A 17,283-nucleotide genomic window follows, 5' to 3' on the forward strand; every position below is an offset into this window, starting at 1 on the left:
GTCTCGCCCTGCCATGAGCTGGCCCCTGGCGACGGCGCGAAACCGGCAGCATGGGTGCCGGTTGCGCGCCGCCTGCGCCGCGATCAACGCGGCCGAGGTCCAGGCATAGGGAGCCCGGGTGCTGCAGAAAATGGATCGTCAAGGCGGACCAGGGCTCCTACCGTTCCGCCATGCAGATCGTCGTGACGCTGGATTGTGTCGACACGGAAGCGCAAGCGAACTTCTGGCTCGCAGCGCTCGCCCCGCTGGACTACCGGCGCGGATTCCACGGACCCCCTTACCTGAGCCTGGTTGGGCAAACTCCCGCACCAACTCTCCTCCTGCAGCACGTCCCAGAACCCAAGCAGGGGAAGAACCGCATGCACCTTGACCTGGACTTCGGGACCGCAGACCTGACCTCCGAGGCCAACCGTCTCGAACGACTCGGCGCCGAGCGGCTCTCTGAAGAAATGAGCGAGCATGGCTTTCGCTGGATCGTCCTTGCCGACCCGGAGGGCAACGAGTTCTGCGTCTTCAATCCCCCGAGCTCAGGCCCGTGACCTTGCCTCCCTCGCCAGCGTGACAAGCACAGAGCTTCGGCACCGACTGCAACCGCACCTCACAGATCAACGTAGTGGCCCCGCCTTCGGCGGGGCCACTGCCACAACCAATCCACCTCGACGCAGAGTTGACGCTCCAGGTTGACCTTCCACACCTCACGTCCCTCACCACACGAAACCCTGCTGACCAGCAAATATCGGAGGGAGATCTAGATAAGCCCGTGCGGCTGGAGGTAGTAGCCGGGGCCGATGCGCAGCGGGTCGACGGCAGCAGCCGGGATGAACGCGATTAGCTCGATGGCGCGCGTCGTGGTCAGCGGGAGGGCCCGCAGCTCTTCGTCCGTGACCGGGATGACCCGGCCGCCGGGCAGCTCATAACCGCGCCCTATTTCTTCGAAGGTGACCTCGCGGTCTCCCGCCTCGCACCAGTAGCGGTTGCGCACAAGACCGTTGTCGGCGGTGTGGATCCTCCAGAAGCGGACGCTGTGGTCTTCGGTCGCGCTCAGGACCGTGATCGGGACGCTGACCAGCCCGAACGAGATAGCGCCGTTGAAGATGCTCGCGGGCATGGCACACCTCCGGGACCCGAGCACTACCAGCCTAGAAGCCCCGTCACGGCCCGGCACGAGCACGGCCAGGCGCCCGCCGCGAGCCTACGTGTCGGCGTGCTGTTGTAGGTCCAGGAAGAATCGCAGCCGCACGCCGGGCTCGTCAGGCTCCCGGGTCGTACGGTCCGCCGGTGCGACGGCGCACCGTGCGGCGAGCAGCTCCTGGACCGCGGAGGCGGTCTCGTCATCCGCGGCCGCGACGTCCACTACGGCCAGGCCCGGCACAGCCACATGCGCGTCATTGATCCGCCTCATGCCGGGCACTACGCGCGGGCAGCCGCACAGGTTCTCCGATCCCGCCGACTTCACCCGACCGAGTAGGGGAGGCCTCGCCCTGGACGACGTCTTGGACCTGGTCGTGCGGGCAACGGCCGACCGGCACGCGGAAGCGGTCGGCGCTAGCTGGAGCGCAGCATTGGCACGGCTCGGTCTCGTAGATGGCGCGCATCACGTCCGCGGACTGCTGGGGCCGGGCGGCCTCGCAGCCGTCGCAGCGGTACTGGTGGAGCCAGACGCGGGCCGGGTGGTCTCTGGGCGAGGGTTGGGTGCGCGGCGGTACTCGGGTCGGAGCGGTCGGCCGCACAGCGGACAGAGGTCCTCGTGAACGGGTTCGTGCCTCATGGGCGGGAAGGTGCACAAGGCGGCGGCTTACCGTCTCGGGCTGCCGTGGCGGCCCGCCTGGCGGGCGCTTCGGGAAAGATCTGGTGATGGCCTCCCGCCCGGCGGGAAGCACCCCGGATCGCGCTTCTTCGCAGGTCACCGCCGGTGTTCCATGGCCGGATGCTCACCGAAGCGAAGATCGGCCCGAAGGGCTGGCCGTACTACTGCAACGGCGTGATGGTCGGTGACGGCTACCGCCCTGCGGGCACGCCACTGTGCGCCGCTCAGGATGAGGCTGGTGTCCCGGTCGGGTTCTGGGCGGGCCGGGGTCTCCGGCGGGGATGCTCGGCGCAGCAACCCGTACGTACGGACGTCTCAATTTTGATCACGAGGGCAGCCGGAGCTCTGCCTGTCCGCGCATTGGGATCCGGGCCTGGTGCAGCAGCACGTACGGCTTCGCGGCGAGGCTGCCCTGTGGCTGGAGGTAGTAGCCGGGGCCGATCCGGATCGGGTCGATGTCGGCGGTCGGGAGGTAGCCGACCAGTTCGATCGCGCGCCGTGGGCAGCGGCGGCTGCCGTAGTTCTTCGTCGGTAAGCGGGATGATGCGGCCGCCGGCCGTCTGATAGCCCTGGCCGATCTCTCCGTGGGAGACTTCGCGGTCCTCGATCTCGCACCAGTAGCAGTTGCGCAGCAGGCCGTTGTCGACGGCCGGCGGAAGCAGACGCTGTGATCCTCGGTTGCGCCCAGGACGGCGATCGGGACGCTGACCTTCTCTGAACTAGCGCCTGGTCAGGCTGGGTTGGCTGGCCGTCACGTTCCTGTCTCGGTTGGCTGGGCGAGTGTCTCGCTGCACATCTCGACGCAATTGGAGCAGATCCACACGTCGGGCCCGGCGACCAGGCGGTGCTCTTCGCTACGGGCGTGACCGCAGAACGAACAGCGATGCGCCTGCTTCTTGCCGGGCCGACCGCGGCGGGGGCGGCGGCCGAAAGGAGTGCGTGGGACGTTGATGTAGCAGTGCAGCAGCCGCTTGATGTCGGCGACGTCCACGCCGAGGTCGTTGAGGACGCGGCGGGCGCGTGAGCCGGGGTTGGTGGCGATCACGGCGAGCAGCTGCGGCGTGGTGACGGCGACCGGCGCGCAGGCCGGCGTGCGTTCGGTGGCCAGCTGCTCGGCGCCGGCCAGAGCCGCTTGGGCTTCGGCGGAGAACACGGTCCGGCCTACGTGCGCGGGTTGGGAGGGGTAACTGAACAGGCGGTGGCTGGCGTCGCGGATCTTGTCGCGGCTGACGCCGAGCTGTTCCAGGGTGGCGGCGGCCACCCCGTCGGTGAGCAGGCCCAGCAGGATGTGCTCGGTGCCCGCCTCAGCCAGATGCTCGGCCTCGGCAGCGTCCAGGGCGGCGGCCAGTGCGGCCTCCAGGTCGCGGCCGCGGATCAGGCCGACGGTCGAGGGTGCATGGGCGATGCGATTGGCGTACCGCTGGCGGGCGGCCTGGCGGGAGACGCCGAGGCGTTCGCCGATCACGGTCCAGGAGTATCCGGCCTCGCGGGCCTGCCACACGGTTTGGTCGACAGCTGCGTCGGACCGGCCGGACACATCACGTGCCAGGGCCAGGACGGCGTCGAGGACATCGAGCGGGTCGTTACTGATGGCACGAGCGTGGGCCGCCTGGATGAGCTGGTCCACGGTGGGCTCTGGGCTCATGCTGACAACCGTAGATTGTCACTCCCGCGGTGACAATCCCCCGTTGTCACTCGGTCCGGGTGTGATGATGCGGCAGATGTCGGCCTCGGTGCACGTGCTCGGGTCGGTGGCCGCCGCACGGCGGGTCAGCGTGCGCAGGGCGGTGCGGGTGGCACGCAGCTCGGCCATGCGGCGCTCGATGTCCGCGAGGTGCTGCGCGATCAGGTCTGCGACGTGCAGGCAGGGCGCCTCGCCAGCATCGCGCACGACCAGGACGGAGCGGATCTCCGCAAGAGTGAGCCCGGCTGCTTGGGCCTCGCGGATGAAGGCGAGCCGGTGTGCGGCCTGGGGCGGGTAGTCGCGGTAGCCGCCCCGGGTGCGCGGCGGTTCGGGCAGGTCGCCGCCCGCGGTGCGCGGATGCTGGCCGCCACTCGGCCGCCGCGGTGGCCCGCCTGGCGGCCGAGGGCGCCCTGCCTTCCCGGCGTTGCGGGGAAGGCAGGGCTCCAGGCGTGCCCACGTGGAGTGTTACCTCGGCGGCGTCGCGGTCCTCGCGCCGTCGTCGTCTTGCCCGCGCCGAGGTCCCGTTCAGCCAGACGATCAGCCAAGGACGAGCGGAAGTTTCGCGGGCGGTGCCCAGTTCAGCCCCCTCCGCGTCGGTCGGGGCACGCCGATTGGGACGGCGGGGGCGCTGGGTTGACCTGTGGGGAGAGCTGGTAATGGCTTTCCGTTGGCCGCTAGAGTCCTGGTCATTCGCCAAGCCGGTAGCTTGTCGCAGATCACTGGATCGAGTTCATTCGGCACCTGTGGCAGGGCGGAGTGCGGCCGCCGATTCTGGCAGTCGCAGCAAGTAGGTTGCCGGCATGCGGCAGCCTGTGGGCACCGCCTTCCACTTGGGGACAATGGAATGACGCGCCATGCCGAGCAGTCCGCCAACGAGACGAGTGGGCCTGCGAGGGGTCGCACCCGAGGACGTGGTCGACGCGCGGCCCGACGGGTCGGGGTCTACGTCAGCTCGAAACTATCCGAGGCCATTCGGTCCGCTCTGCCCGCTCTGATCGCGATCAGCCTGATCGCGCTGGTTCAGCTTGCCCTACCTAGCCTGCGTCTGCTGCCATTGCTGTCCGTTACACCGGCGCTGACTTTCGTCTTATCCGGCAAGCCCTGCGGCACTGCCCTGACCGGGTTCACAGCACTCACCGTGGCCGTGGTCTTCCACATTCAGCACGGCCCGCTCGATTCTGTCTCTGGCTGGTACGACCTCTCCCTAGTCACGATCGCGACAGGCGTCAGCTGCACCGCCTGCCTCATCAGGGAAGGGCGCGCGCAGCGCGCACTCGCCAGGGTTCGCTCGGTCGCCGAGGTTGCGCAGCGGGCGCTACTCCCACCCATGCCCCACCGACTCGGCCCCGTTCGGCTCGCCATTCGCTACCAACCCGCAGCTGCAGACGCCTGCATCGGCGGTGATTTCTACGCCGCCATCCCCACCCCATACGGGGTCCGCGTCATCGTCGGGGACGCGCGCGGCAAAGGGCTGGAGGCGGTGGAGCTGGCCGCTACCGTGCTCGGCACCTTCCGGGCGACCACCCACGACGAGCCCACCTTGAGGAGCCTCGCTCGGCGTTTAGACTCCGCCCTCGAACGGGTCCGCGGTGAACTCTCCGATGCCGGTTGTCCGGAGCCGCACGAGGAATTCGTGACCGCAGTCCTATTGGAGATCAACGACGACGGGACGCTGGAGATCCTCAACTGCGGACACGAGCCCCCCATCCTCCTCAGCGCGTCGGGCCCCAAGCTCTTGGACTCCGAGGAACCCAACCTCCCACTCGGCCAGCTCACCCTCGCCGCAGGACACCTGACCACGCATAACGTTCCCGCCACCTACTGGCACACTTTACTGCTGCACACCGATGGGGTCACTGAGGCTCGAAACCGCCACGGCATCTTCTACCCTTTGATCGACCGCATCCCTACCTGCATGCGCGACAACGTGGACGACACCGTCGGCCGCCTTCATGATGATTTGCTGCACCACGCAGACAAGCACCTCAGCGACGACGCCGTCCTCCTCGCCATCCAGCGGGAGCATGACGACTCGAAGACACAGGCTCCCATCGCGACGACCGGAAAGGCAGCTTGACACCTGGTAGCCGACATCACCAAAGGAGGAGGCTCCGCGCCCCGCTCGACACCATCTGCGGTTCCAGCTCCACTCCGGCCCGAACACCGCCACACAGGCCACCCGCGTTCTCAAAGCCGTAACCGTGGACACGTTGGCGCGAATTCTCGATGCGGCGGGACCGGACACGGCCGGAACCCGGGAACCCAGGAGCGCGATACGCGACGGCGGCCGGGTGCTCTCCTCGCGCGCCGGGGTTCCTGACCGGCGACGTCCCACCACACCTCTCCGGTCCGCATTTGGCCAGGCTCTGCCGCGCGAGCACGCCGGGGCGGCGGAGGTTGGACTGCCAATGCCCGATTGGCCGGTCCAGCGCGGTCGCGGTCCGCGGCGTGCACAGGGTCCAGTGGTTCTCGTAGTACGCCTTGGCAGCCTCCAGGTTCTCCTGGAATCGTTCATCCGCCGGCGACCAGACCATGCCGAGCTTCTCCAGTCGCCGGGCGCGCTGCCCGCTCGTCTGCCCGGCCCCGCACGCGCTTCGCTGCTCAGCAACGCACTGTCCAAGAGGAAATGCCTCCTCTGTGCAGGCCGGATTGCGATCGACATCCTAGTGATTTAGTTTGCTAGCATGCTTGCCGTGGGTGACGAGGATGTGAAGCAGTTCAACGTGTACCTGCCGATCGGGCTGATCAAGCAGGTCAAGCACCGTGCCATCGAGAAGGAGCTGTCGCTGTCGGCACTGGTTGCCGAGGCGCTGCGTGCCTACCTCGACGACTCCCAGGAAGAACGAGAGCGATCGGATGAGGAGGAGGTCTGAGATGACGACTGAAGGTATCGAGGCTGTGTTCATGGAGACCCACAACTGGGGTAAGGCGGCGCGGTTCTTCCAGGCGCTGGGCTATGAGCTGGAATTCGAGACGGACCACAGCTCCGGCCAGCTGCGCAATGGCGATGGCCCCCCGCTGTTCATCGCCGAGGTGCCCGCAGATCGCCAGCCGCAGATGCAGCTGGTACTGAAGGTGGCCGACGCGGACGCGTTTCGCTCTGACCCTGCCGTCGAGGTGGTCACTCCGTTCGAGGACACGCACTTCGGGACCCGGTTGATGACCGTGCGCGACCCGGACGGGCGGCTGTGGAGCCTTCAGGCCCCCAAGGGCCAGCGGGGGAAGGAGGAAGCGCATGAGTGACGAGCCGGCCTCACCGAAGAGCTCGGGGGCAGCGATGGTGAGTAATGCGACGGCGCCGGGCCGCGTCTCACAGGCGCCCAGGCCTCTGCGGCGCGGGCTCGGATGGGCCGCTGTGGAGCAGGTCGACCAGCGGCGCCGCCAGGATGGGGTACCTCGCGCAGGAAGCTGGTCAGCGCCGGGTCCGTGGCGGTCGCGCGCAGGGCGGTGATACGGGTTTGGATGCCGGCGGGGCCGGTGCCGTCCAGGACGAACAGCAGCCGCGGGAAGAGCGGGTAGTGCCGCCTCCACTTCTCTTGCAGCAGTTCCTGGTCGGCCAGCCGCTGCCGCCTGCCGGGCGCGGGCGCGGGCATGTAGCGGTGGAGGCGGGCGTAAGAGTGGAGTTTCGCGGCCAGACGTTCGGGGCCCATGGTGGCCCGGTCGACCTCGACGAACGCCCGCAGCATCGCCCCCTCGCCGCCCTCATGGCTCCGCCGGTAATACAGCAAGGCATCCGGGATGACTGCCTCGCCGCTCCCGATGCGGTGGTAGACCTCGGGGATCCAGTCCAGCGGCCGACACAGCTCGCCGCGGCGCCGCGCGTCCTGGAGGAAGGCCAGTCCGGTCTCGGTCACCGTCAGCGCGTGCCCGACCCGCAGCCGCGCCGCGGTCCGATCTGACACCGTTTTCGACGGCCGCCGTCCCCGCAGCTCCGGCCACTCGCGGGCGACCTGCACGCCGTACTGGGTGGGAAACCACACCCGTGTTCGCCCCCTCTGAGGCAAGGTGATCCGGTCAACCAGCCCCTCCGCGCGCAGCTTGGCCAGCCGACGCCGGGTCTGCTCGATCCGCACCTGGGGGTTGAGGATGAGGTGCATCTGCTCGGTCGTCGCCATCCGGTACTGCGTCAGCACCGCCAGCGCCACCCGGTCACCACTGCCCGCGTCCACGTCCAACATGGTCGGCCCGCTTCCTTCGCACGGAGCGGTGCCGTCCTGCCCAGCGCCGCGTGTACGCACCAGACCAGCCGGCGACCTCGACCACACCACCGGCCAGGAAGTCCCGACCACGGTTGGCTGTGTCACTTTGAGGGGGAGTCATTTGGATGCGGTTCCGGGAGTCACCTCGTCTGGCTCGTCAAGATCAAGGTCAGTGAGTTTTGATGTCACTGGCTCGTCTTGGAGATGAGCGAGACGCGTGTTCGTCGCCAGCGAAGACGGTCGTGAGTCACGGCCGCTGCTGCCAGGGTGTGCTCGGTGTTCGTGACCCGGATCCAGTACAAGCAGGCTCAGGCGGACGAGGACACCGCCGCACACGTGGCGGCCGTCCAGGCGCAGGTCAGCCTTGCTGCCAAGGCCGCGTTCACCGCGCACGAGGACGCCAACTTTGCCTCGGAAGCGGCCGCCCGTGCACGGGGCGCTGCCGAAGAGGCCAAGGGCTACGCCGATGCGGCGGCGGCCTCGGCCAAGACGGCCGGGGAGCACGCGGACCGCGCCCGCGCCAGTTCGGAGGCTGCGGACAAGTCGGCGGAGCGGGCGGCCGCCTCGGCGCAGCAGGCCAAGTCGGCTGCCGCGACCGCGCAGAAGGCCAGCCGGGCCGCGAACTACTCGGCGAAGAAGGCCACCGCCTCCGCGGTCCAGGCCAGCAACTCCGCCGCGAGCGCCGCCTCGTCCGCGAACAAGGCCCGTGCGGCCGCGATCGCCGCGGGCAAGGACGCTGCGGCCGCCAACCAGGCGGCGAGGGAAGCCTATGCGGCCTACGTCGCGAAGGATCAGGAGGAGCAGGAGGCCAAGGCGAAGAAGGTGCGTGAGGAGGCCCAGCGGAACGAGGCGAACGGGTACCGTCTGCAGGACGATTCATCCAATGATGACGTCGAGTTCGATATGTACGACAATGCGGGAATTCCCGATGGTGTGCGAGACGTCGTCGGCTTCTTCAGCTATCGCGGCGCGATCGACGGAGTGGTGCTGCACCTCCTCGGACGCCACGACGAGGCCAATGAGGCCATCAAGGGATTCATCGGCCCCTTCTTCACTGGACTCGTCGCAGGTGAAGTCAGCAAGGGAATTCAGATCGGCCCGGTGACGCGCGCGTTCGGCAGGGTCGGGGTCAAGGTGTTCGGTGTGCCGGTGGCTCTCGGAGCGACGGTCGTAGTCTATTTGCTCCCGCAGGGCGGTCCGGTCCGCTACATCGCACCCGGCCCGTTCAACCGTCCTGCGCAGCCCCCGATCTCCTGACGCGGTGATGAGATGACACTGAGAGAATACTGGAACTCGCTGCAAGGCGGTGGATTCATCAGAGGCTTGGCTGATGAGCTGCTGGGCTGGCGATCTCTTTTCCTCGGCATTTGCGGCCTCGTGGGAGGATTCGGAGGCGCCATGAATCTTGATGGCATCGCCAAGCGATTGATGTTCCTGGCGGTCGGCTGCGTGTCTCTCGTCCTCACGGTGTACTCGTGGAGACAAGTGAAGCGTCAGACGCTCGAGAAGAACGCTCAACGCCGACAGCAGAGGTAACCGCCGAAAGGGACCGCCAGAACCCTGGCGGTCCCTTTCGTCCTGTACTCAGAGTGAACTCGCACCCAGTCCGGCCACGAGCCGGCGCAGGGACGGCAGGGCGCGCAGGGTCTGCCACCCTTCCCGCAGGCCACCGCCCGGCGCGGGCCCGCCACGGCGTGCGGCGCGCAGGGGAGTGGACGGGGTCTGCAGCGCGAGTGCGGCGGACAGGAAGGACAGCACGCTCAAGCAAGCGAGCATGCGCGTCGGCCCGGTGAGCAGCAGAACCCCGCCCAGCGCGGGGCCGATGAGGGTGGCTGTCTGATCGATGCCGATCAGGACCGACTGCACCCTGTGGGACTGCCCTCGGGCTTGCCGGCTCACGACGGCGCCGACCGCCTCATTGGCGATGAAGCTGAACTGTGTCAGGACCCCGGTCACGGCTGCCAGCGCCATGACGGTGACGGCCTCGGCCGTGCCCGGCGGCACCAGGTGAAGCGCCACACCGGCGCCCGCCACCAGCAAGGCACGGGCCAATGAGGCGATGAAGCACACGATCGCCGCGCCGCTGCGGTCCACCAGGGTGCCGGCGAAGCCGAACGCGGCCACCCGGGGTATCCACTCCAGGGCGAAGGCCAGGCCCGTCAGGGAGGCGGAGCCGGTGGTGGCCAGCACGACGAGCGGCATGGCATAGGTCGACATGGAATAGGCGAGCGCGTCGCACGCGTGGGGTGCGTAGACGCGCCGGAACAGGCTGCCCGCGGGGAGGGCAGCGTGCCGGCCGGCCGGCCGGAGCTCATGTAAGGAGACGGTCACGACGTGGGGGTCTTTCGTTGAGCGGGGGAGGGGACGGCCAAGGCGTTGCCGGCCCCTCACGCGGAGGAGAACGCCACATTCGCCGAAGCCATAGGCAGGACATAACGCTGCACGTGAACTCCGCTCGAAACGCCACGAGGCGAACAGGGGGCGGGCCCGCCAGGGGGGATGAGCGGGCCCGCCCCTGTCCTGGTGCCGCCCGCGTACCTCTCCCGGAGTGCAGGCGGCGACTATCCGCGCCCCACGCCCAGTCGTGGAAGTGGGTGCCCTGCCTGCACGGCTGCGGCTACGTCGGCACCCTCCATAGTGCACCCAGTTGCTCCTGGGTGAGCTTGCCGCGCCTCGACTTGGTGTTCGAGACCCAAACGCCCAGCTTCACGGCTGCGTTGTGCTGGTCTGACGGAGCCTGTCGTCTGTAGCTCGTTCGCTGTCGGCGGCGGACAGTCGTCGCATCTCCTCATCGTCTTCGAGATACCGGTCGTACAGAGCCGAATCGGCTTCATGTGGGTCGAAGTTTGCGCGGCCGAACATCTGGCGCTTGATCATTTTGATCTTGTTGTTGTGGCCCTCGACCGCGCACCGCTCCGCCTCCTACGCCGAGGCCGCACGGCTGGGCGCTCCGGACGCCATCCACGTCGCCGTCATCGGGCCGGCCGGCATCGCCGACGGCACTCTTCGGCTCGGGGAGGGCACGTATCAGCCTGAGCAGGGTGGAGCGGCTGACCGGGACGGCGAAGGCCTCGGCCAGGCGGGAGCCGGAACGGCCCCGGCTACCGCCCCAACAAGCGACCGAAGTACCCCACCGACAGGACCTGATCCGCGGATCAACTAGCCATGCAGCCAGACTCGCAGCGGACCGACTGCCTCGAAGCCATGGCGGACGGCGGTATCCAGGTCCGCACCGCGCTCATAGCCAACCACGGGCAGGGTCGGGAACAGCCGGTGCACTGTGTCCAGCACCACCGGCCATGCCCGGTCAGCGCCGCCCTCCACCGCGAAGACGTTGGAGATTCCGACCACATGGTCGCTGCGGCTCGCCACCGCCCCAGCGGCCACCAGGCCGTCAGCGGAGTGTCCGACAAGCACGGACGTGGCCGGGTCATCGAGCAATTCGGGCCGGAAGAGGTCCGCGTTGCCGTCCCCGTCATCCCAGGCAAGTGCCCAGGCCCGCAGCATGTCCGGGCCGCTGACCACGTCCCAGGCGAGATCCGGTGAGGTGGTCGGCGCGCTCGCTGGGCGGTGGATCCACTGCGCGTCGAACAGCACCTTGAAGTCGGCCCCCGCCAGATCGAGGTCGGCGAAACTGTCCTTGATGCAAGCGCCGGGAGTGGCGGTATCGATACGGTCCACCAGCGCGGCGGCGTCGGCCCCCGGCACCAGCGTCACCGCGTCGGGGTAGTACAGCGGCGGCCGGGCCGGAACGGCCCAAGCCTGCAACCCGAACTCGCCCGCCAAACCGTGCGATCGGCTCATCGACGCGCACCACTCGGCGTTGTTGCGGGCCGCGGCCCGGATCACGAACTGCTTCATCGCCGTCACGAGTGCGCATCATGGCCTGTCCCGGCCGGTCCGTCGAACAGTTTCCTTCAGCCACAGGACGGACACCCACGCACCCCGCCCAGCACCTGGGGAATTACGTGACCGCAGCCCTGGGGAATTACGTGATCGTCCACAGCCTGTCCCACCCCTGAGCGAGGGGTTGGGGATCCGAAATTCCCGACCGTCGCTCGCCTCGTTCCCCAGACCTGCTCTCGTGCCCCGGTCCTGCGGATGCGGATGCCGGACGGCGGGCCGTCACGTCAGCCGATGGGTGCTGGCATGGGCTGGACGTCGTAGTCGAGGCGGATGGTGTCCCCGGTGGCGGGGTCGCCCAGTTCCACGCTCCAGCCGTCGGCAAACTGGTCGACACCGGGGGCCATGGGGATAGTGCCGGAGATCAGGACAGTGCCAGGCGTGAGGGAGCTGCGTGAGCGTAGGACGTTGACCCAGTAGGCGGGGGTGAGGAGTTCGGCAAGGGTGCCGCTCTGGATCTCGGTCCGCGTGTCGCCATGGGTGACCCAGGCGCGCAGGGTGAGCTCGTCGATGCGGGATTCCACGTCGGCCAGGCGCCAGGCGCGGCGTGCGAGGACGTCGGGGCCGGCGTTCTTGCTCCATGCCACGCCGTGCACCTCCAGGTCGCGGTCGGTGTGGTCGCAGGCGGCCGTCAGCAGCAGCTCCCCGCCGTCCGCCACGAGGAGCGCCCACTCCGCCTCCCCGGAGGTGCGCCCGTGCTGCACCTGGACCCGGTCGGTCTGCTGGGCGAGGTAGGGGGAGACGGGGTAGAGGGCCGGCGTCACGGACGGGCCGGGCACGCCCAGTTCGGCGAGCTCCGCGACGTGCGCGGCGACGTCCTCCTGGCTGCGGCCGGCGTACCCGGCGTTGAGGACCTGGACGACGTCGACCTCGCGCGTCGATCCGTCGGGCAGTTCGAAGGTCAGCACGGCCATGAGGGGACTCCCAGAGATCGGGTGACGGACCGCGGGTGAGGATTTCTCCGCGGTTAAGTTCTCGCGCAGGGCTTGCGCATACGACCTGTATACAAGAAGTATGCCGGAAGGTCGATGTCCCCCGAACAAGGATGGGAACCATGCACGACACCCCGAAGGACGGAGCGAAGGTGCCCGGCAGGCATTCCGGCGTCGCCCGGGCCTTCGCCGCGAGCCTGACCGGCACGGCACTGGAGTGGTATGACTTCGCCGTCTACTCCGCCGCGGCCGCCCTGGTCTTCGGCGACCTGTTCTTCCCCTCGGAGGACCCGCTCACCGGCACGCTCCTGGCTTTCTCCACCTATGCGGTCGGCTATGTGTCGCGCCCGCTCGGCGGCTTCGTCTTCGGTCGCCTCGGTGATGTGATCGGCCGCAAGAAGGTGCTGATCGCCACGCTGGTCCTCATCGGCGCGGCCACCTTCCTGATCGGCGTCCTGCCCGCGTACTCGACGGCCGGTGTGGCCGCTCCGATCGCCCTGGTCGTGCTGCGCTTCGCCCAGGGCGTTGGTGTCGGCGGCGAGTGGGGCGGCGCCGTACTGCTGTCCAGTGAGTTCGGGGACCCACGCCGCCGCGGCTTCTACGCCTCCGCCGCGCAGGTCGGCCCCCCCGCCGGCAATCTGCTGGCCAACGGCGTCCTGGCCGCCCTCGGCGCGCTGCTGACCGAGGCGCAGTTCGAGTCGTGGGGCTGGCGCGTGGCCTTCCTGCTCTCCGGCGTTCTCGTCGCGTTCGGGCTGTGGATCCGGGCGAAGCTCGAGGAGACCCCGGTGTTCAAGGCGATGGAGGCCGAGCATTCCCGGCCCGAGGCGCCGATCCGCGAGGTCTTCACCACCCAGCCCCGCGCCCTGCTCGCCGCGATCCTCTGCCGCATCGGCCCCGACGTGCTGTACGCCATGTTCACCGTGTTCGTCCTGACCTACGCCACCCAGAAGCTGGGCATGTCGCGCGGCTCCGCCCTCGCGGCCGTCCTCATCGGCTCCTCGCTCCAGGTCTTCCTCATGCCGCTGGCCGGCGCTCTCTCCGACCGGATCAACCGCCGCCTGCTGTACGGCTGCGCCGCGATGGCCGCCGGCGTGTGGCCCTTCATGTTCTTCCCCATGATCGGCGGCGGCACCTGGCTGCCGCTCGCCACCGGCGTCGTCGTGGGCCTCGTGATCCACTGCTGTCTGTACGGACCGCAGGCCGCCTTCATCGCCGAACAGTTCTCGCCCCGGCTGCGCTACACCGGCTCTTCCCTGGCCTACACCCTCGCCGGGATCATCGGCGGCGCCGTCGCCCCGCTGTTGTTCACCAGTCTGCTGAGCGCCTATGGCAGCTGGGTGCCGCTGGCCGCGTACATCGCCGTCGCCTCGGCCGTCTCCCTCGCTGGGGTCTACCTGGGACGCGACCCCGAAGCCGCCATCGACGAAGACACCCGCCTCGCCTCGTCGGAGGCCCCGGCCACGGTGGACGCCACCCGATCCCGCTGACCACGGAGCCTGCTGATCCCCTCGATTCCCCAATCCTGCGAAGGAAGGACCGCACCATGCGGATCGCCCTGAGCCAGCTCACCACCGGCCCTGACCCCGACAAGAACCTCCGGCTCGTCGAGGAGTGGACCCGGCGCGCTGCGGACGCCGGAGCCCGCGTCGTCGTCTTCCCAGAGGCGTCGATGGCCTGCTTTGGCACCCCGCTGGCACCGCTCGCCGAGCCTCTGGACGGTTCGTGGGCCGACGGGGTACGGCAGATCGCCCGGGCCACCGGCACGGTCATCGTGGCCGGCATGTTCACCCCGGCCGCCGGGGGCCGGGTGGCCAACACCCTGCTGGCCACCGGACCCGGGGTCGAGGCGTCATACGACAAGATCCACCTCTACGACGCCTTCGGCTACCGCGAGTCCGACAGTGTCGCTGCGGGCTCCACCACGACGGTGATCGAGGTGGACGGCGTACGGCTGGGCCTGGCCACCTGCTACGACGTCCGCTTCCCGGAGCTGTTCCGGGCACACGCCGACGCCGGAGCCGTCGCCACGCTGCTGGCCGCCTCCTGGGGCGCCGGGCCTGGCAAGCTCGAGCAGTGGGAGCTGCTGGTGCGGGCCCGTGCTCTGGACGCCACCGTATGGCTCGCCGCCGTCGACCAGGCCAACCCAGGTGCCGAGCCGGGCCCCGCGCCGACGGGCATCGGGCACAGCCGGATCGTCGGGCCTGACGGAACCGTCCGGCATGCTCTGGGCGCCGAGCCCGAGTTGCTGGTGGCCGACCTGGACGTCGACGAGGTTGCCGTGGTCCGACAGAAGACCTCCGTGCTGGTCAACCGGCGGCCGGAGGTGTGGAGGTGAGCAAGCCCGAGCTGGAGTTCCACCTCCCCGACGCACCGTGGCGCAGCCCGGTCGGCGCCGACCCCGGCGTCGAGGAGCTGGTCCTGGCCGACGACCCCGAGCGCGGATGCCGTACGACACTCGTCCACTGGGCGCCGGGCACCGACACCTCGACCCAGGGCGTGGTACGCCATGACTTCTGGGAGGAGGTCTACCTCGTTGAGGGAGCGCTGCACGACCTGAGGCTCGGCCGGACCTTCACCGCGGGCATGTACGCCTGCCGCCCGCCTGGGATGCCACACGGTCCCTGGACCTCGCAGGACGGTGTCACCATGTTGGTGATCACCTACCCCGAGCCCGGACGGCAGTGATCGACGGGGGCCGACAGAAGCGCCGGCCCCCCAGTACGGCGGCAGCAGCGCCCACGAACCGTGCCGGAGCCTCTCCCCGGACCGGCCCGGCGCGGTCGAAGTGGTCCAGGGAAAGGGGGATGATCCGGTCGCACATGGCCCGGCCGACCCACCGTGAGGGTGGAGCAGCCGGACCGGCCTGTACCTAGCCCGCGAGCAGTACCTTGAGCGTCGACTCCAGATGGTGGTCGATGGCGGCACACGCGGCCTGTGCGTCACCGGCGGCGAGGGCGGCCAGGATGGCTTCGTGTTCCTCCAGCACGGCTTCCTGGCGCCCCTGCTGGTTGAAGAGGGCCACCACTCCGGTGCGGACTTGGCGACTGCGCAGGCCGTCGTAGTGCCGGCCCAGGAGGGTGTTGCCGACGGCGGACACCAGCGCTGAGTGGAACTGGTGGTCCACGGCGATGAACTCCCGGGCCTGTTCGGCACCGGTGAGCGCGCGCTGCCGTTCCAGCAGGGACCGCAGCTCCGCCACCGGCGCTCGTCCGCCAGAGACGAGCTGCTGGGCCGCGTACCGCTCGACGATGCCCCGCAGCTCCATGAGCTCGCGGATCTCCCGTCCCGTCAGGGATGCCACCCGGGCACCCCGCTTGGGTACGAGCTCGACCAGGTCCTCGGCCGCGAGCTGCAGCAGCGCTTCCCGGATGGGCGTGCGGGAGACGCCGATGCGGTCGGCGAGCTCCTGCTCCGACAGGAAGGCCCCTTGCATCTCGGGATCCGACAGCACGGTGTCCTTGAGATACGCGTACGCCTTGTCCCGACCGGACGCCACGGCAACCCCCAGACATCGCATACAGCTTGTATACAGACGCTATCATGCGCCTTCCGCGGGGGCCGTCTCATGGAGGCATCTCCCCCTGGGGTCTGCCAAGGGCGTGATCGTGCTACCGGCAATCCGGCCGGCTGCCCGCGCTTGGCGCCCTGGGCCCGGCGCTGTTCAGTCGCGCCGGACGGAGAATAGGCGCGCTGCCACAGCCAGCACCAGCCCGGCCGCGATGAGGTAAAAGACGTTCTTCGGGCACTGCCGGCGACCACACCCGCCAGGCCGACGGGGTGTAGCCGTCGGCCGCCAGCAAGGATCCGTAGAACCTGGGGGGTGCCTCTATGTTCTTGGTCAAGCGGGTGGGTAGCTTCGGTCCAGGGTCGTTCGTCGTGCGGCATGAGATTGTCTGGTCGCGTCGGAGATGATGAGTGGGTTGGAGGCGGCCTTGGCTGGGGCTTCGTCTCCTTCGTGGGCGCAACGTGTTCGTGCTGGGCGTGACCTTGTTTCCTTCGCTGATGTTCCTGAGGCGGCGGAAGCGTTGGTGGGGCTGTTGCTGGACGTCGAGGACACAGCGGTGACCCGGCAGACGGCAGAGGCGCTGGCCGGGGTGGGGACGGTGGCTGCCGTAAGGCTCATCGCTCTCGCAGTTGCCGAGGCTGACGGCCACCAGGCCGACTGGATCCAGACCGGGGTGCATGACGCGCTCGTGAGAACGGACGGTTTGCCGGACGTCGCAACGGTCTGCGGGCAACTCGCCCGGGATCCGGAAGCAGCTGTCCGTCGGGGTGCCGCGGAGATTTCGGCGTGGGCAGACGACACAAGATGCTGATGTGAGTCGAACTGCCTGTCGGCTGGTTCATGCAGCCATCGCGTGGGAGGTGCGGGGTGCGTAGAAGGTGCCGTCGCGGAGCATCGCGAACAGCACGCTGATGAGTTGGCGGGCCAGACGGAGAAGGGCTTGGGTGTGCGTCTTCCCGCGGGATCGGCACTTGTCGTAGTAGGTCCGGGAAGCGGGATCGTGCAAGGCAGCGAACGCGGACAGGAACATCGCGCGCTTGAGCTGTCTGTTTCCGCCGCGCTGCTGCTCGCGCTGACCATCCAGCTGCACAAGCGCCACCGCACCGTCAACCCGTAGACCCTCACCGGCCTCACAGGGTGACCATGACCGCAGTCGACCTCCTGCCCCTGGCCGTGGCCGCCCCCTGCTCGGCTCCCCCTCCTCGCCGTTGCCGGCCGTACCCTGCCCCGTCTCGGCTGCGACGTCCTGGCGA

The 17,283-nt window shown here is 68.9% G+C and carries 21 protein-coding genes and 1 pseudogene; 10 read left to right on the top strand and 12 right to left on the bottom strand.

Translation table 11 applies throughout. The features are described 5' to 3' along the window. The first annotated feature begins 170 nt into the window (after positions 1-170). Positions 171-539, top strand: coding sequence for a VOC family protein (locus tag ACIHCX_RS33965; RefSeq protein ID WP_400036451.1), 369 nt, complete (start codon positions 171-173; stop codon positions 537-539). A gap of 209 nt (positions 540-748) precedes the next feature. On the opposite strand, the gene ACIHCX_RS33970 is transcribed toward ACIHCX_RS33965, so the two are convergent. From ACIHCX_RS33970 to ACIHCX_RS33985, 4 genes are all read right to left on the bottom strand, one after another. Then, a complete protein-coding gene (locus tag ACIHCX_RS33970) occupies positions 749-1,108 on the bottom strand; it encodes a Ku protein (protein ID WP_400036453.1) in 360 nt (119 codons plus the stop codon). An 84-nt stretch (positions 1,109-1,192) separates the two neighbouring features. Next, positions 1,193-1,402, bottom strand: a complete 210-nt coding sequence (locus ACIHCX_RS33975) for a DUF6207 family protein (RefSeq protein WP_400036455.1) — start codon at positions 1,400-1,402, stop codon at positions 1,193-1,195. A gap of 1,156 nt (positions 1,403-2,558) precedes the next feature. After that, positions 2,559-3,452, bottom strand: coding sequence for a Clp protease N-terminal domain-containing protein (locus tag ACIHCX_RS33980; protein WP_400036457.1), 894 nt, complete (start codon positions 3,450-3,452; stop codon positions 2,559-2,561). A gap of 18 nt (positions 3,453-3,470) precedes the next feature. Continuing rightward, complete coding sequence (locus ACIHCX_RS33985; RefSeq protein ID WP_400036545.1) at positions 3,471-3,938, bottom strand: MerR family DNA-binding protein; 468 nt, start codon at positions 3,936-3,938, stop codon at positions 3,471-3,473. Between the two features lie 691 nt (positions 3,939-4,629). Between ACIHCX_RS33985 and ACIHCX_RS33990 the strand changes: the two genes are divergently transcribed. Next, on the top strand, positions 4,630-5,568 hold the full coding sequence (locus tag ACIHCX_RS33990) for a PP2C family protein-serine/threonine phosphatase (protein ID WP_400036459.1): 939 nt from the start codon (positions 4,630-4,632) through the stop codon (positions 5,566-5,568). A gap of 16 nt (positions 5,569-5,584) precedes the next feature. Here ACIHCX_RS33990 and ACIHCX_RS33995 read toward each other — a convergent pair whose 3' ends face one another. After that, positions 5,585-6,025, bottom strand: a complete 441-nt coding sequence (locus ACIHCX_RS33995) for a helicase associated domain-containing protein (protein WP_400036462.1) — start codon at positions 6,023-6,025, stop codon at positions 5,585-5,587. Between the two features lie 159 nt (positions 6,026-6,184). Here ACIHCX_RS33995 and ACIHCX_RS34000 point away from each other — a divergent pair, with 159 nt between their 5' ends. Next, positions 6,185-6,364, top strand: a complete 180-nt coding sequence (locus ACIHCX_RS34000) for a CopG family transcriptional regulator (RefSeq protein WP_400036464.1) — start codon at positions 6,185-6,187, stop codon at positions 6,362-6,364. A gap of 1 nt (position 6,365) precedes the next feature. Next, on the top strand, positions 6,366-6,734 hold the full coding sequence (locus tag ACIHCX_RS34005; protein WP_400036466.1) for a VOC family protein: 369 nt from the start codon (positions 6,366-6,368) through the stop codon (positions 6,732-6,734). On the opposite strand, the gene ACIHCX_RS34010 is transcribed toward ACIHCX_RS34005, so the two are convergent. Next, on the bottom strand, positions 6,689-7,669 hold the full coding sequence (locus ACIHCX_RS34010; protein WP_400036468.1) for a replication-relaxation family protein: 981 nt from the start codon (positions 7,667-7,669) through the stop codon (positions 6,689-6,691). The two genes, ACIHCX_RS34005 and ACIHCX_RS34010, sit on opposite strands and share 46 nt — an antisense overlap. A 297-nt stretch (positions 7,670-7,966) precedes the next feature. On the opposite strand from ACIHCX_RS34010, the gene ACIHCX_RS34015 reads away from it, so the two are divergent. Both ACIHCX_RS34015 and ACIHCX_RS34020 read left to right on the top strand, forming a co-directional pair. Then, on the top strand, positions 7,967-8,947 hold the full coding sequence (locus ACIHCX_RS34015) for a hypothetical protein (RefSeq protein WP_400036470.1): 981 nt from the start codon (positions 7,967-7,969) through the stop codon (positions 8,945-8,947). A gap of 12 nt (positions 8,948-8,959) precedes the next feature. Beyond that, the gene (locus ACIHCX_RS34020; RefSeq protein ID WP_400036472.1) at positions 8,960-9,226 is read left to right on the top strand and encodes a hypothetical protein; all 267 of its coding nucleotides are present in this window, start codon (positions 8,960-8,962) and stop codon (positions 9,224-9,226) included. Between the two features lie 48 nt (positions 9,227-9,274). On the opposite strand, the gene ACIHCX_RS34025 is transcribed toward ACIHCX_RS34020, so the two are convergent. From ACIHCX_RS34025 to ACIHCX_RS34040, 4 genes are all read right to left on the bottom strand, one after another. Further along, on the bottom strand, positions 9,275-10,021 hold the full coding sequence (locus tag ACIHCX_RS34025; RefSeq protein WP_400036474.1) for a hypothetical protein: 747 nt from the start codon (positions 10,019-10,021) through the stop codon (positions 9,275-9,277). A 375-nt stretch (positions 10,022-10,396) separates the two neighbouring features. After that, positions 10,397-10,567 (bottom strand): hypothetical protein, encoded by a 171-nt coding sequence (locus ACIHCX_RS34030; RefSeq protein WP_400036476.1) that lies wholly within the window; start codon positions 10,565-10,567, stop codon positions 10,397-10,399. 282 nt (positions 10,568-10,849) lie between these two features. Then, positions 10,850-11,560: a hypothetical protein gene (locus ACIHCX_RS34035; protein WP_400036478.1), complete on the bottom strand. Its 711-nt coding sequence runs from the start codon at positions 11,558-11,560 to the stop codon at positions 10,850-10,852. Between the two features lie 260 nt (positions 11,561-11,820). Next, complete coding sequence (locus ACIHCX_RS34040) at positions 11,821-12,507, bottom strand: DUF2848 domain-containing protein (protein ID WP_400036480.1); 687 nt, start codon at positions 12,505-12,507, stop codon at positions 11,821-11,823. Between the two features lie 140 nt (positions 12,508-12,647). Here ACIHCX_RS34040 and ACIHCX_RS34045 point away from each other — a divergent pair, with 140 nt between their 5' ends. Genes ACIHCX_RS34045 through ACIHCX_RS34055 form a run of 3 tightly spaced genes read left to right on the top strand, consistent with a single transcriptional unit; the run spans position 12,648 to position 15,210 of the window. Further along, positions 12,648-14,012, top strand: a complete 1,365-nt coding sequence (locus ACIHCX_RS34045; RefSeq protein ID WP_400036482.1) for an MFS transporter — start codon at positions 12,648-12,650, stop codon at positions 14,010-14,012. A 56-nt stretch (positions 14,013-14,068) separates the two neighbouring features. Next, positions 14,069-14,860 (top strand): carbon-nitrogen hydrolase family protein, encoded by a 792-nt coding sequence (locus ACIHCX_RS34050; protein WP_400036484.1) that lies wholly within the window; start codon positions 14,069-14,071, stop codon positions 14,858-14,860. Then, on the top strand, positions 14,857-15,210 hold the full coding sequence (locus tag ACIHCX_RS34055) for a cupin domain-containing protein (protein WP_400036486.1): 354 nt from the start codon (positions 14,857-14,859) through the stop codon (positions 15,208-15,210). The genes ACIHCX_RS34050 and ACIHCX_RS34055 overlap by 4 nt, the downstream gene beginning before the upstream one ends. Positions 15,211-15,394: 184 nt before the next feature. On the opposite strand, the gene ACIHCX_RS34060 is transcribed toward ACIHCX_RS34055, so the two are convergent. Continuing rightward, entirely contained in the window at positions 15,395-16,021 is a 627-nt protein-coding gene (locus ACIHCX_RS34060) for a GntR family transcriptional regulator (protein ID WP_400036488.1), read from the bottom strand. Positions 16,022-16,553: 532 nt separating this feature from the next. Between ACIHCX_RS34060 and ACIHCX_RS34065 the strand changes: the two genes are divergently transcribed. After that, a complete protein-coding gene (locus ACIHCX_RS34065; protein WP_400036491.1) occupies positions 16,554-16,841 on the top strand; it encodes a hypothetical protein in 288 nt (95 codons plus the stop codon). 27 nt (positions 16,842-16,868) lie between these two features. Here ACIHCX_RS34065 and ACIHCX_RS34070 read toward each other — a convergent pair. Then, positions 16,869-17,090 (bottom strand): annotated as a pseudogene (locus ACIHCX_RS34070) (IS110 family transposase); the annotation flags it as partial. Positions 17,091-17,283 lie beyond the last annotated feature (193 nt).

It is taken from the genome of Streptomyces sp. NPDC052043, from assembly GCF_044548235.1.
In the GTDB taxonomy this organism is placed as follows: domain Bacteria; phylum Actinomycetota; class Actinomycetes; order Streptomycetales; family Streptomycetaceae; genus Streptomyces.